This window comes from Pseudomonas sp. HMSC076A11 (genome assembly GCF_001810205.1).
Lineage (GTDB): Bacteria > Pseudomonadota > Gammaproteobacteria > Pseudomonadales > Pseudomonadaceae > Pseudomonas > Pseudomonas aeruginosa.
Window position 1 is genome coordinate 70,872 of record NZ_KV800271.1, and the last position, 13,741, is coordinate 84,612.

Sequence of the window (13,741 nt, forward strand, 5' to 3'; positions counted from 1 at the left end):
CAGTCTGCTGGACAGCGCGCCGGCGCAGCAGCACTACATCAGTTGCAACTACAGCCACGTCGCCCGCGACATCAACGCCAAGGGCGTCAACGCGGTGGCCCAGCTGGTGGCGCGGCATCCCGAGCGGCCGGGCAAGCTGAGCCTGGCCTGCAACCCGGATATCACCCTGGACCTCCTGCCGATGCTGGAGAAGCGTCGCGCCGCCGGCGAGACCATCGTCGCCATCGGCGTGGTCCACGATGACCTGCCCTACCTGCCGGGCGACGCCGAGGTCGAGGAGTCGGTATTCGACCTGCTGATCGACGCGCCGGCGGAAAGCAGCCGGCTGTTCTCCACGCCGAACATGCCGGTCAACCTGCAGGATCACTGTATCGGTCTCCACGCCAGCGCGCTGGTGCGCGACGGCGGCACCCTGCAGATCGGCATCGGCTCGATGGGCGACGCGCTGACCGCCGCCCTGCTGCTGCGCCAGCGCGACAACGCCACCTACCGGGCGTTGATCGACGAGCTGGGTGTGCGTGCGCGCTGGGCCGAGACGATCGAGCGCGACGGTGGCCTGGAGCCGTTCCGCCGGGGGCTTTACGGTTGCAGCGAGATGTTCGTGCCGGGTCTGCTGGCGCTGGCCGAGGCCGGCGTGCTGAGCCGCCGGGTCTACCCCGACGAAGCGCGGCAGCGTGCCGCCGAGCGCGGTGAGGCGCCGGTGGAGGGCGGGGTGTGGCTGCACGGCGGCTTTTTCCTCGGTCCGTTGGCGTTCTACCGGCGCCTGCGCGAGATGTCGCTGGAAGAGCGCGCCGGGATTGGCATGACCGGCATCGGCTTCGTCAACAACCTGTACCGCCAGGAAGAGCTGAAGCGTCTGCAGCGGCGCGACGCGCGCTTCATCAACAGCGCCTTCACCGTGACCCTGCTCGGCGCCGGGGTCGCCGACCAGTTGGAGGACGGCCGGGTGCTCAGTGGCGTCGGCGGGCAGTACAACTTCGTCGCCCAGGCTCACGAGCTGGAGGGCGCACGTTCGATCCTGATGCTGCGTAGCTGGCGCGAATCCGGCGGGGAAGTCAGTTCGAACATCGTCTGGCAGTACGCCCACACCACCATTCCCCGGCACTTGCGTGACATGGTGGTGACCGAGTACGGGATCGCCGACCTGCGCGGCAAGAATGACGCGGAAGTGATCGCCGCGCTGCTGGCCATCGCCGACTCGCGCTTCCAGCAGGCGCTGGCCGAGCAGGCCCAGTCGGCCGGCAAGCTGCCGAAGGATTTCGTCCTGCCCGAACGCTATCGCAACAATACCCCGGAGCGCCTGCAGGCCTTGCACCAGGCCCACGCAGCGGCGCTGCCGGAGTTTCCCCTGGGCAGCGATTTCGACGAGGTCGAGCAGGACCTGCTGCGGGCGCTGGGTTGGCTCAAGCGCAAGCTGAAGCTGAGCGAGATCCTCGAACTGGGCAAGGCGACCCTGGATGCGCCGGAGCCAGAAGCCTACCCGGCGCATCTGCGGCGCATGGACCTGGACGATCCGCAGGGGCTTCGCGAGGAACTCTACCAGCGCTTGCTGCTGGCCGGCCTGCGAGCCAGCCAGGAAGAGCGGGGCTGAGTGGCGCTCAGTCGAGGAACTCGACCTGGCCGCCGGCCAGCGATTTCACCCGGGCCAGGGACTCGACCCGGTAGCCTTCGCTTTCCAGCAGGGCGCGGCCATCCTGGAAGGATTTCTCGATGACGATGCCGAGCCCGGCGATGCTCGCGCCGGCCTGGCCGATCAGGTCGATCAGCGCCTTGGCGGCATGGCCGTTGGCGAGGAAGTCGTCGATCACCAGCACGTGGTCGTGGGCGTTCAGGTGCTTGGCCGAGATGGCGATGGTGCTCTCGGTCTGCTTGGTGAAGGAGAACACCTTGGAGATGTACAGGTTGTCCTTCAGGGTCAGCGACTGGTACTTGCGGGCGAAGATCACCGGGACGCCCAGCTCCAGGCCGGCCATGACCGCCGGGGCGATGCCGGAAGCCTCGATGGTGACGATCTTGGTGATGCCCTGGTCGCGGAAGCGCATGGCGAACGCGTGACCGACCTGCTGCATCAGCTGCGGGTCGATCTGGTGGTTGAGAAAGGCGTCGACCTTGAGTACGTGCTCGGAAAGGACGATGCCTTCCGAGCGGATTTTGTCTTTGAGAATGTCCACGGGTGGCTTCCTGCGAAGCGGCTGTCGCTGATGAAGCGCGGCATTGTACCGCCAGCCGGCGCCGCGCGCGACGTTCTCTCGGACGAGCGAACATGATCGAGCGGTCAGGAATCCGCGCCTGCCCGGCGCGGCCCCGTGGCAGGCGGGCCGCGCCGCTGCCGGCTCATTTCAGCAGGTTGTTCACCAGTAGCGTCTCGACGTCCTTGAAGCGCCCGCTGAGCACGGCCTTGGCGGCGTAGAGCGCGGTGTCGGCGACCTGGCCGAACTCGATCTTCGGCGGCATCACCAGCTCCGCAGGGTTGGTATGCACGTCCAGCAGCGCCGGACCGGGCTGGGCGAGGAACTCCTGCACCGCCGCCTCGAGCTCCTCGGAGCGCGTCACCTTGCGTCCGTGGAAGCCGATCACTTCGGCGAGACGGGCGAAGTCCGGGTTGAGCAGGTCGGTGTAGTTGTCCAGCAGGCCCTCGACCTTCTGTTCCAGCTCGACGAAGTTCAGCGAGGCATTGTTCAGCACCACTACCTTGATCGGCAGTTTTTCCTGGATGGCCGTCAGCAGGTCGCCGAGCAGCATGGCCAGGCCGCCGTCGCCGGAGATCGAGATCACCTGGCGCTCGGGGTAGGCCTTCTTCAGCCCCAGCGCCTGGGGCATGGCGTTGGCCATGGTGCCGTGGACCAGGCTGGTGAGGGTGCGGCGCTTGCCGTTGCTGTGGATGTGACGCAACAGCCAGACCATCGCCGAGCCGCCGTCGGCGGTGAACAGGGCGTCCTCGCTGGCGTGCTGGTCGAGCAGGCTGACCAGGTGCTGCGGATGGATCAGCTCGCCCTTGCCGGCTTGCTCCTCTTTTTCCAGCGTCCGCAGCGAGCGCTCGCGGTGCTCCAGGCATTCGTCGAGGAAGCTGCGCTCCTCGCGGGCTTCGAGCAACGGCAAGAGCGCCTCGAGGGTGGGGATCACGTCGCCGACCACGCCGAGATCGATGGGGTGGCGGCGGCCCAGGTGACTGCCATCGCGGTCGACCTGGATCAGGGTGGCCTTCTGCGGATAGAACTGCGCCCAGGCGAAGTCGGCGCCGAGCAGCAGGAGGGTGTCGCACTCGGTCATCATGTGGAAGCCGGACTCGATCCCGAGCATACCGGTCATGCCCATGTTGAAGGGGTTGTCGTACTCGACGAAGTCCTTGGCCCGCGACGTGTGCGCGATGGGCGCCTTGAGGCGGTCGGCGAGGGCCACCAGCAGGTCGTGGGCGCCCTGGCAGCCGGAGCCGGCGTAGATGCCGATCTTCTTGCCGTGGGCCAGCAGGCGGGCGACGTCCTGCAGTTCGGCGTCGCTGGGGCGCAGCACCGGTTGCGGGAAATGCACCGAGAACGGCAGGTCGTCCTTCACCGTGGCCTGGCTGATGTCGGCCGGCAGGATCACCACCGCCACGCCGCGCCGGTTGAGCGCCGCCTGGCAGGCCAGGGCCACCACCCGGCGCGCCTGTTCCGGGCTGTGCACCTGCTCGCAGAACACCGAGCAGCTGGCGTAGACCGCCTTGAAGTCGACCTCCTGGGGAAACTCCATGCCCAGTTGCGGGGTGACGATCTGGCTGGCGATCAGCACCATCGGCGCGCGGTTGCGCTGGGCCTCGTAGACGCCGTTGATGAAGTGCAGGCTGCCCGGTCCGCAGGAGCCGGCGCAGGCGGTCAGGCGTCCGCTGATGTAGGACTCGGCGCCCGCGGCGAAGGCCGCCGCTTCTTCGTGGCGCACGTGGACCCACTGGATCTGGCTGCGATGGATGGCGTCGGTGACATGGTTGAGGGTGTCGCCGACGATGCCATAGCAATGGCGGACGCCGGCGGCTTCCAGGGTTTCCACGACGATCTCGGCGACTTTCTTGCTCGACATGAAGCTGTCCTCGAATGGAATTCGTTAGCTAGCTAATTTTGGTCGCGCGTGGAGCGGCAAAAGTTCCTCGCCCGAGGCTAGGCATCGGGCAAGACACTTTTGTGAAAATCGAGACAGTCGAGGCGCGGCGGGCTCAGCGCTTGAGCATGGCGCGGATGTCGGCGAGGGCGGCGTTGCCCTTGGCCGCCTTGACCTCTTGCGGGGCGTCTTCCATGCCTTCCCATTCGAGGTCTTCGGGGGGCAGTTCGTCGAGGAAGCGGCTCGGCGAGCAGTCGATGATCTCGCCGTATTGCTTGCGCTTGGCGGCGAAGGTCATCGCCAGGTTCTGCCGCGCGCGGGTGATGCCGACGTAGGCCAGGCGGCGCTCCTCTTCCACCGTGTCGGCCTCGATGCTGGAACGGTGGGGCAGGATCTCTTCCTCCATGCCCATGATGAACACGTAGGGGAACTCCAGCCCCTTCGACGCGTGCAGGGTCATCATCTGCACGCCTTCGGCGCCTTCCTCTTCTTCCTGCTGGCGCTCCAGCATGTCGCGCAGGACCAGCTTGGCGATGGCCTGCTCGATGGTCATGTCGCCTTCCTCGTCGCGCTCGAGGGTGTTCTTCAGTGCCTCGATGAGGAACCAGACGTTGCTCATGCGGAATTCGGCGACCTTGTCGCTGGAGGCGTTCTGCCGCAGCCAGTTCTCGTAGTCGATGTCCATCACCATGCTGCGCAGCACGGCGATCGGCTCGTTCTCCGCGCACTGTCGGCGGATACCGTCCATCCAGCGCTTGAAGCGTTGCAGGCGTTCGTGGAAACGGCTGTCGAGGTGCTCGGCCAGGCCCATCTCGTCGCAGGCGGCGTACATCGAGATCTTGCGCTGAGTGGCGTAGTTGCCGAGCTTCTCCAGGGTCGCCGAACCGATTTCCCGGCGCGGCACGTTGATCACCCTGAGGAAGGCGTTGTCGTCGTCGGGGTTCACCAGCAGGCGGAAGTAGGACATCAGGTCCTTCACTTCCTGGCGCCCGAAGAAGCTGGTGCCGCCAGAGAGCCGATAGGGAATCTGGTGGTGCTGGAGCTTCAGCTCCATCAGCTTGGCCTGGTGGTTGCCACGGTAGAGGATGGCGAACTCGCTGTACGGCCGCTCGGGGCGCAGGTGCAGGGTGAGGATTTCCATGGCGATGCGCTCGGCCTCGGCGTCCTCGTTGCGGCAGCGGATCACCCGGATCGGATCGCCGTGGCCCATCTCGCTCCACAACTGCTTCTCGAATACGTGCGGGTTGTTGGCGATGAGGACGTTCGCGCACTTGAGGATGCGGCTGGTGGAGCGGTAGTTCTGCTCCAGCATCACCACCTTCAGCGAAGGGAAGTCTTCCTTCAGCTGCATCAGGTTTTCCGGACGCGCGCCGCGCCAGGCGTAGATCGACTGATCGTCGTCGCCGACCACGGTGAACTGGGCGCGGTCCTTCACCAGCAGCTTGACCAGCAGGTACTGGCTGGCGTTGGTGTCCTGGTACTCGTCCACCAGCATGTAGCGCACCTTGTTCTGCCACTTCTGGAGGACGTCCGGATGTTCCTGGAACAGCTTCACCGGTTGCAGGATCAGGTCGTCGAAGTCCACCGCGTTGTAGGCGCGCAGGGTGCGCTGGTAATGCAGGTAGACGATCGCGGCGGTCTGCTCCTTGGGGTTGCGGGCCTTTTCCAGCGCCTCCTCCGGAAGGATCAGGTCGTTCTTCCAGGCGCCGATGTAGTTCTTGATCTCGTCGACGCCGTCGTCCCCGGAATACTCCTTCTGCATGATGTCGGTCAGCAGCGCCTTGATGTCCGACTCGTCGAAGATCGAGAAACCGGGCTTGTAGCCGAGCCGTTCGTGTTCCTTGCGGATGATGTTCAGGCCGAGGTTGTGGAAGGTCGAGACGGTCAGGCCCTTGCCCTCGCCGCCGCGCAGCAGGGTGCCGACGCGCTCCTTCATCTCCCGCGCGGCCTTGTTGGTGAAGGTCACGGCGACGATGTACTGGGCGCGGATACCGCACTGCTGGACGAGATAGGCGATCTTGCGGGTGATCACGCTGGTCTTGCCGGAGCCGGCGCCAGCCAGGACCAGCAGGGGACCGCCGACGTAGTTCACGGCTTCTTGCTGCCGGGGATTGAGTCGGGACATAGGAACAGGCCGGAAGAGAGGGTTGAAGCGGGGGCGTATTCTAACAGGCTGGCTGGCATCCGCGAGAATTAGCGTGCAAGCTGTGACCGATCCCGAGATCGTTCACGCCATTTTGCTGTAGATTCCCTACCGCATTAGGATGATGCCGTTCGTTCTTTACGAAGATTCTTAAAACTTTGGAGGTTGCTTGTCAGCGCCCGCAGAACCCTTGCGCCTGCTCCTTCTGGCGGATACGCCGGACTGGGCGCCACTGCTAGGTGAACGCCTGAGAGCGCTGGGGCCTGCCTTTTCGCTGAGCATCGTCACCACCTGGGAGGGCGCGGCCACCCTGTTCGCCGCCGAGCCCCGGGGGCTGCTCCTGGCCACGCCGGCCTGCCTGCCGCTGGGGACTCCCTGTCCCTGGCCGGTGATCCTGCTGTTGCAGCAGGAGCCGGCGCAGGCGCCGGTTGGGGTGGTCGACTGGCTGGCCGCCGAACAGCTCTCCGAGGACAGCCTGCGCCGCTGCCTGCGCTACGCGCGCGAGCGCCTGGGTTTGCAGGCGACCCTGCAACTGCTCGCCGAGCAGGATCCGCTGACCGGCATCGCCAACCGCCAGGGCTTCCAGACCCTGCTCGCGGCGCGCCTCAGCGAATTCGACGGGCGTGGCCTGGTGCTCGGCCACCTCGACCTGGACAACTTCCGTCACGTCAACGATTCCCTCGGCCACCAGGGCGGCGACCGTCTGATCCTGCAGGTGGTCAACCGCCTGCGCGGCTTCATGGAGAACGGCGACAGCCTGGCGCGCCTGGGCAGCGACGAGTTCGCCCTGCTGCTGGACACCCGTCGCGATCCGCAACGCGCCGAGCGGGTCGCCGAACGCATCGTCGAATGCCTCGGCGAGCCCTACTGGATCGATGGCGAGAGCCTGTTGCTGGGTTGCAGCCTGGGACTCGCCCACGCCCGTGCCGACGAAGGCGCCGACCCGCTGATGTGGCATGCGCACATCGCCATGCAGCAGGCCAAGAGCCGCCAGGGTTGCACCTTCCATGTCTTCGATGAACGCATCAACCGTGGCGTGCGCAGCCTCGCCGACCTCGAAGCCGAACTGCGCCGGGCGCTGCGTCGCGACGAGCTGGAGCTGCACTACCAGCCGCGACTGTGCCTGGACAGCGGGCGCATCGTCGGCCTGGAGGCGCTGGTGCGCTGGCGCCACGGCGAGCGGGGCCTGCTCACGCCCAGCGAGTTCGTCCCGCTGGCCGAGGAAAGCGGGCTGATCGTGCCGCTCGGCTACTGGGTCATCGCCCGCGCCCTGCGCGACATGCAGTGGCTCAACGGGCGCGGCCTGGAGCCGTTGCACATGGCGGTGAACCTGTCGTTCCGCCAGTTCCAGGACAGCCAGTTGCTGCCGACCCTGCAACGGTTGATCGAAGAGCACGGCGTCGACGCGCGCTGGCTCGAGTTCGAACTGACCGAGACTGCCGTGATGCGGCGCAGCGACCAGGTGCTGCAGACCATGCAGGCGCTCGGCCAACTGGGCGTGCGCTTTTCGCTGGACGACTTCGGCACCGGTTTCTCGTCCTTCGTCCACCTCAATAGCCTGCCGATCACCCTGTTGAAGATCGACCGCAGCTTCGTCGGCGGCATGGACCAGCGGGCGGAAAACTTCCAACTGGTGCGGGCGATGATCAACCTGGCGCATAACCTCAACTTGGAAGTGGTTGCCGAAGGCGTGGAGACCCTGCGCCAGCAGGAGCAGTTGCGCGATTTCGGTTGCGACCAGGTGCAGGGCTACTGGATCAGTCCGCCGCTGCCGCTGGCGGAACTGGCGCGTTTCCTGGGCATCGGCGAACGCTCGGCGCACCGCGGCCAGCCGCTCGGCAATTGAGCGCCGACGTCTTGCTGGCCGTGGCTTTCGGCAGCAACCGCGCGGTCTTCCACTCGAAGGCCAGGGTCAGGCCGATGGCCGCGCAGGCCAGGCCGCCGGCCAGCCCCCACCAGACGCCCGCGGCGCCCCAGCCGGCCGCGAACGCCAGCAGGCAGGCCAGCGGCACGCCGACCAGCCAGTAGCAGGCCAGGCCGACCAGGAAGGTGGTGCGGGCGTCCTTGAGACCGCGGATCGCGCCCATGGCGACGTTCTGGGTGCCGTCGAACAGCTCGAACCAGGCGGCGATCGCCAGCAGCGAGACGGCCATCGCGGCCACCTCCCGGTTGGCCGGGGCGTCGCGGTCGAGGAACAGGCCGATGATGGCCTCCGGCATCCACCAGAAGAGCCCGGCGAAGAGCAGCATGCACAGCGCGCCGAAGCCGATGCCGACGCGCCCGGCGCGACGTGCTTCGAGCAGGCGGCCGGCGCCGAAATGCTGGCCGATGCGGTAGGTGGTGGCGTACGACAACCCCACCGGCACCATGAACGCCACGTATACCGCCTGGATGGCGATCTGGTGCGCGGCCAGGGCGTGATCGCCGATGATGCCCATGCACAGGGTGGCGACCGTGAACATCCCCGACTCCACCGCGTAGGTGCCACCGATGGGCAGCCCCAGGCGCAGGATCTCCTCGACCATCGCCCGCTGCGGCCGTCCCAGTCCGCGCAGCAGCGAGTACTCGGCATAGGCCGGCTGCAGGCGGATATACAGGGCCAGCAGCAGCGGCATGCAGTTCATGACGAGGGCGGTGACCAGGCCGATACCGGCCAGGCCCAGGCGCGGCAGGCCGAACAGGCCTTCTATGAAGGAATAGTTGAGAGCCAGGTTGGCCAGCGCGCCGAGCACGCTGATCGCCATCACCGGGCCGGCGCGGTCGATGGCGCTGGTGAAGCCGCGCAGGACCATGAAGGCCATGTAGCCGGGCAGGGCGAATGTCAGGCTGTGGAGGAACTGCATGGCGCCGTCCACCGTCTGCGGCGCCTGGCCGAAGACCAGGAGCAGCGGCCGCAGGTTCCATAGCAGCAGGCCGGCGGCCAGGGCCAGCGCGGCGCCGACCCAGAGTCCGGAGCGAGCGGCCGCGGCGGCGCCAGCGGCGTCGTCGCAGCCGTGACGGATCGCCACCAGGTTGCCGACCGCTGCCACCACGCCGACACAGAACGTCGAGACGAAGGCGTAGCTGACCGCGCCCAGGCCGCCGGCGGCCAGCGCGTCGGGGCCGAGCTTGCCCATCATCACGGTGTCGGTGAAGACCATGGCGACATAGGCCAGCTGGGCGGCGATCAACGGGCCCGCCAGGCGCAGGATGGCTTTGAGTTCGACGAGGGATGGCGAGGACATGGATGAGTAAGGCTCAGGAGGAGATGGTTGCCGCGATGGCCTGTCGGCGTTGAGAATGCGGCTATTCTCGGTGCGACTGGCATGGCTCCACAAAAGGAAAAACAAGATGCCAGGCATGAGTAAAAGTCATGAAAGAGGTAATTCCCCAATGACCCGTCGCCTGCCCCCGCTGTATGCCCTGCGCGCCTTCGAGGCTGCCGCCCGGCACGCCTCTTTCACCCGCGCCGGCGAGGAACTGGCGATAACCCAGAGCGCGGTGAGCCGGCACATCCGTACCCTGGAGGAGCACTTCGGTTGTCGTCTGTTCGAGCGCCATGGCCGCCAGTTGCAGCTGACCGAGCCGGCGCGCCTGCTGCTGCCCGGGCTGCGCGACGGCTTCGATGCGCTGGAACGGGCCTGCACCGCCCTGCGTGTGGACGACGCCACCCTGCGCCTGAAGGCGCCTTCCACCCTTACCCTGCGCTGGCTGCTACCGCGCCTGAGCCGCTTCCGCCACCTGAACCCGGATATCGAGGTGCAGCTCACCAGTGCCTGGATGGATGTGGACTCGGTGGACTTCCAGCGCGAGCCTTTCGACTGCGCGGTGTTGCTGGGCAGCGGCCAGTTCAGCCCGGAATGGGAAACGGCAGCGCTGTTCGCCGAATGGCTGGTGCCGGTCTGCGATCCCGACGAGGCCGTGGAGCCCTGGACCCTCCAACGCCTGCGTGACAGCGAGTTGCTGCACCCCACGCCGGATCGTCGCGACTGGCGACGCTGGCTGCAACGGACCGGGCTGGGGGAGGAGGTGTCGCTCAAGGGCGGCCAGGTGTTCGACACGCTGGAACTGGGCATCGTCGCCGCCGCGCGAGGCTATGGCGTGTCCATCGGCGACCTGGTGATGGTCGCCGAGGATGTCGCCCAGGGCCGCATCGGCCTGCCCTGGCCGGTGGCGGTGGCCAGCGGCGAAAGCTATCACCTGGTCTGGCCTCGCGCCCGCAGGGGACAGGAACGCTTCCAGCGATTGCGCGACTTCCTCCTCGCGGAGGTGGCGGCGATGCGTCTGCCCGTCGTCGAGCGGCTGGCGTGACGCCGCCGGACAACTCCTGGCGCTGACGCGACGTTACAGGTCGCTGCCGTCGCTGGGCCGGGCGCAGGGTTTGCGCTAGGGTCGTTGGTCGTTGCCTGTCGGGAGCGGCAGGGGACGGAGCTTCCTTCCAACCGCCCAAAGGAACCCGCCATGACCTTCGCCAAAGGAATACTCGCCGCGCTGGCGCTCGCCGCCGCAGTCGGCCAGGCCAGCGCCACCGAACTCGAGCACTGGCCGGCCCCCGCCGCCAGGCAACTGAATGCACTGATCGAGGCCAACGCGAACAAGGGCGCCTATGCCGTGTTCGACATGGACAACACCAGCTATCGCTACGACCTGGAAGAATCGCTGCTGCCCTATCTGGAAATGAAGGGCGTGCTGACCCGCGACAGGCTCGACCCTTCGCTGAAACTGATCCCGTTCAAGGACCAGGCCGGGCACAAGGAGAGCCTGTTCAGCTACTACTACCGGCTTTGCGAGATCGACGACATGGTCTGCTATCCCTGGGTCGCCCAGGTGTTCTCAGGCTTCACCCTCAGGGAACTGAAGGGCTATGTCGACGAACTGATGGCCTACGGCAAGCCGATCCCCGCCACCTATTACGACGGCGACAAGCTCGCCACGCTCGACGTCGAGCCGCCGCGCGTGTTCAGCGGCCAGCGCGAGCTGTACAACAAGCTGATGGAAAACGGCATCGAGGTCTACGTGATCAGCGCGGCCCATGAGGAACTGGTGCGGATGGTCGCGGCGGACCCCAGGTATGGCTACAACGCCAAGCCGGAGAACGTCATCGGCGTCACCACCCTGCTGAAGAACCGCAAGACCGGCGAGCTGACCACTGCGCGCAAGCAGATCGCCGAGGGCAAGTACGATCCCAAGGTCAACCTCGACCTGGAGGTGACCCCCTACCTGTGGACCCCGGCGACCTGGATGGCCGGCAAGCAGGCTGCGATCCTCACCTACATCGACCGTTGGAAGCGGCCGATCCTGGTCGCCGGCGATACCCCGGACAGCGACGGTTACATGCTGTTCAACGGCACCGCGGAAAACGGCGTGCACCTGTGGGTCAACCGCAAGGCCAAGTACATGGAGCAGATCAACGGCATGATCAAGCAGCATTCCGCCGCACAGGCCAAGGCCGGCCTGCCGGTGACGGCGGACAGGAACTGGGTGATCGTCACTCCGGAGCAGATCCAGTAGGCGAAACGGCGAGGGGCCGGCATTGGCCGGCCCCCGCATCCCTCAGCGCACCACGTGCAGGAAGTGCATGTGCCGCTCGTACTGGTCGAGGATGTCGCCGATCACGCCGTCGCGGCTCCAGCCCATGATGTCGTAGTCCTGGCCGCCTTCCTGGAGATGGACCTCGGCGCGGAAATACTTGCGCGACTCGCTGCTGTCCTCGGTGTCGCGCATCACGAAGCTCGGCGTGGTGAAGGCGCGCGGACGCACCTCGTAGATGAAATCGACCTCGCCGCCGTGGCTGACTTCCAGCCGAACCCGGCCGTCCTCGCCGTCCTGCACCTGGACTTCGTAGCCCTGCTTGCGCAGTTCGGCGGCGACGTCCTCGCAGGCCGGTCGCGCCACATCGGTGATGAAGCGGTTGACGTGGCTGCGCCTTGGGAACATGGCGATGTTGCGCAGGCGGCGCTGCCAACCGTCGCCCTCGCTTGCGCCGCTGCGCGTGGTGGGGCGGGAGAAGGTCAGCGCCTGGTAGCGGATGCCGCGCTTGGTGGCATCCAGGTGCAGCGCCTTGAACAGGCCCCAGATCGACGCCAGGAGCACGATGGAGAATGGCAGCGCGCTGGCGATGGTCGCGGTTTGCAGCGCCTTGAGGCCATCGGCGAGGAGCAGGGCGATGGCCACCACGCCCATCAGCACCGACCAGAATATCCGCTGCCAGAGCGGCGAGTGGTCCTTGCCGCTGGAGGCTAGCATGTCCACCACCAGCGCGCCGGAGTCGGCCGAGGTGACGAAGAACACCACCACCATCAGCACCGCCACCAGCGAGATCACGCTGCCCAGCGGGAAGTGCTCGAGGAAGGCGAACAGCGCCACCGAACTGTCCTGGTTGACCACTTCGGCCAACTGGGTGAAGCCCTCCTGCAGGACCATGTGGATGGCGGTATCGCCGAACACCGTCATCCACAGCAGGGTGAAGCCGGCCGGGACGAACAGCACGCCGCAGACGAACTCGCGGATGGTGCGGCCGCGCGAGATGCGGGCGATGAACAGGCCGACGAAGGGCGACCAGGACAGCCACCAGCCCCAGTACAGCAGGGTCCAGCCGCCGATCCAATCGGTGGGCTCGTAGGCGTACAGGTTGAAGGTCTTGTTGACGATGTCGGACAGGTAGGCCCCGGTGTTCTGCACGTAGGTCTGCAGGAGAAACACGGTCGGCCCGAGGACCAGCACGAAGAGCAGCAGGATCACCGCCAGGCTCAGGTTCAGTTCGGACAGGATGCGGATGCCGCGGTCCAGTCCGCTGGCCACCGAGAGCGTGGCAAGGCCGCAGGTGGCGGCGATCAGGGCGATCTGCACGGTCTGGTTCACCGGCCAGCCGAACAGGTGGTGCAGGCCGCTGTTGATCTGCAGCACGCCGTAGCCGAGCGAAGTCGCCACGCCGAACACGGTGCCGATGATCGCGAAGATATCCACCGCGTGGCCGATGGGGCCGTAGATACGTTCGCCGATCAGCGGATACAGCGCCGAGCGCAGGGTCAGCGGCAGGCCGTGGCGATAGCTGAAGAAGGCCAGGATCAGCGCGACGATGGCGTAGATCGCCCAGGCATGCAGGCCCCAGTGGAAGAAGGTCAGCTTCATCGCTTCCTTCGCCGCCTGCACGGTGTTCGGCTCGCCCACCGGCGGGGTGGTGAAGTGCATCACCGGTTCGGCAACGCCGAAGAACATCAGGCCGATGCCCATGCCGGCGGAGAACAGCATGGCGAACCAGGTGGTGTTGCGGTAGTCGGGACGACTGTGGTCGGGGCCGAGCTTGATGTCGCCGTAGCGGCTGACGGCGAGGAACACCACGCTGATCAGGATCAGCGCCACGGCCAGTACGTAGAACCAGCTGGCGTTGGTGATGATCCATTGCTGGACGTGGTTGAACAGCGATTGCGCTTCTTCCTGGAGGAGCACGGTAAACAGCACCAGGGCCAGGATCAGGGCGGCGGAGGTATAGAAGACCGGAGGATTCAGGGTGCTCCGGGGGGTAGTGGGTGTCTCCATGTAAGCTAG

9 protein-coding genes are annotated in these 13,741 nt (G+C 66.5%); 4 read left to right on the forward strand and 5 right to left on the reverse strand.

Features of this window, described 5'->3' with window-relative positions:
- The coding region (locus HMPREF2716_RS04320; protein ID WP_070621822.1) for an acetyl-CoA hydrolase/transferase C-terminal domain-containing protein at positions 1-1,591 on the forward strand (1,591 nt) is incomplete at its 5' end.
- Positions 1,592-1,598: 7 nt separating this feature from the next.
- Here HMPREF2716_RS04320 and HMPREF2716_RS04325 read toward each other — a convergent pair.
- The 3 genes from HMPREF2716_RS04325 to rep all read right to left on the reverse strand — a co-directional run bounded on the left by HMPREF2716_RS04325 (position 1,599) and on the right by rep (position 6,196).
- Positions 1,599-2,171 carry a xanthine phosphoribosyltransferase gene (locus HMPREF2716_RS04325; protein WP_003096508.1) on the reverse strand — a complete coding sequence of 191 codons (573 nt, stop codon included), beginning with the start codon at positions 2,169-2,171 and terminating at the stop codon, positions 1,599-1,601.
- A 163-nt stretch (positions 2,172-2,334) separates the two neighbouring features.
- The gene (locus HMPREF2716_RS04330) at positions 2,335-4,053 is read right to left on the reverse strand and encodes a thiamine pyrophosphate-dependent enzyme (RefSeq protein WP_003098265.1); all 1,719 of its coding nucleotides are present in this window, start codon (positions 4,051-4,053) and stop codon (positions 2,335-2,337) included.
- A 133-nt stretch (positions 4,054-4,186) separates the two neighbouring features.
- A complete protein-coding gene (rep, locus tag HMPREF2716_RS04335) occupies positions 4,187-6,196 on the reverse strand; it encodes a DNA helicase Rep (protein ID WP_070621823.1) in 2,010 nt (669 codons plus the stop codon).
- Between the two features lie 187 nt (positions 6,197-6,383).
- On the opposite strand from rep, the gene HMPREF2716_RS04340 reads away from it, so the two are divergent.
- Entirely contained in the window at positions 6,384-8,060 is a 1,677-nt protein-coding gene (locus tag HMPREF2716_RS04340; protein ID WP_003121292.1) for a putative bifunctional diguanylate cyclase/phosphodiesterase, read from the forward strand.
- Here HMPREF2716_RS04340 and HMPREF2716_RS04345 read toward each other — a convergent pair.
- Positions 7,972-9,438: a NorM family multidrug efflux MATE transporter gene (locus tag HMPREF2716_RS04345; protein ID WP_031757067.1), complete on the reverse strand. Its 1,467-nt coding sequence runs from the start codon at positions 9,436-9,438 to the stop codon at positions 7,972-7,974. The genes HMPREF2716_RS04340 and HMPREF2716_RS04345 overlap by 89 nt on opposite strands.
- Positions 9,439-9,586: 148 nt before the next feature.
- Between HMPREF2716_RS04345 and HMPREF2716_RS04350 the strand changes: the two genes are divergently transcribed.
- Positions 9,587-10,504, forward strand: a complete 918-nt coding sequence (locus tag HMPREF2716_RS04350; protein ID WP_003098255.1) for a LysR substrate-binding domain-containing protein — start codon at positions 9,587-9,589, stop codon at positions 10,502-10,504.
- A gap of 150 nt (positions 10,505-10,654) precedes the next feature.
- The gene (gene pchP / locus HMPREF2716_RS04355) at positions 10,655-11,704 is read left to right on the forward strand and encodes a phosphorylcholine phosphatase (RefSeq protein WP_003146606.1); all 1,050 of its coding nucleotides are present in this window, start codon (positions 10,655-10,657) and stop codon (positions 11,702-11,704) included.
- A gap of 42 nt (positions 11,705-11,746) precedes the next feature.
- Here the strand turns inward: pchP and betT are convergent, their stop codons facing one another.
- Positions 11,747-13,732 (reverse strand): choline BCCT transporter BetT, encoded by a 1,986-nt coding sequence (betT, locus tag HMPREF2716_RS04360; RefSeq protein WP_003096496.1) that lies wholly within the window; start codon positions 13,730-13,732, stop codon positions 11,747-11,749.
- Positions 13,733-13,741 lie beyond the last annotated feature (9 nt).